The sequence below is a fragment of the Pseudomonas sp. XP1 genome, from assembly GCF_053557675.1.
In genome coordinates, this window is sequence record NZ_JBNRIJ010000041.1 from 39,237 (window position 1) to 39,907 (window position 671).

Sequence of the window (671 nt, forward strand, 5' to 3'; positions counted from 1 at the left end):
ACCCTCGTCGACCACCTGAGCCAATACGCCAGCTACCACCGCGACCCACGCAACATCGCCACCCACTTCGTGGGCATCCCCATGATCGTGCTGGCGGTCACCATCCTGCTGTCGCGTCCTGGCTGGGAGGTGGCGGGCGTGTGGCTGTCCCCTGCCCTGCCGGCGGCGGCAGCCTCGGTCTGGTTCTACCTGCGCCTGGACCTGCGCTTCGGCCTGGTGATGGGGTTGTTGCTTGGGCTATGCCTGTGGGTCGGCCAGGTGCTGGCGATGCAGACGACAGCACTGTGGCTCGGCGCCGGGCTGGGTGCGTTCGTGGTGGGCTGGATCATCCAGTTCGTCGGCCATTACTACGAAGGCCGCAAGCCGGCGTTTGTCGACGATGTCAGCGGATTGATCATCGGGCCGTTGTTCGTGGTGGCAGAAGCGGCATTCATGCTCGGCCTGTGCCCGGCCCTGAAGCAAGCCGTGGAAAGCAACGCCGGGCCAGTTGCCATGCGGCAGAAGAATGCGGCCATGTAAACATTCAATGGCCCTATCGCCGGCAAGCCAGCTCCCACAGGGACTGCACTGCCCTCAAGCCTGATGCAATCCCTGTGGGAGCAACTGTCTTGCTCAATTTCTAAAAGCTGGCGTGATCCCTGTGGGAGCGGGCTTGCCCGCGAACACGGGCG

Annotated in this window: 1 protein-coding gene; it reads left to right on the forward strand. The window is 64.1% G+C overall.

Going from position 1 to position 671, the window contains the following annotated elements:
* The coding region (locus ACK1U9_RS23340) for an Mpo1 family 2-hydroxy fatty acid dioxygenase (protein WP_449110213.1) at nucleotides 1-519 on the forward strand (519 nt) is incomplete at its 5' end.
* Nucleotides 520-671: the final 152 nt, after the last annotated feature.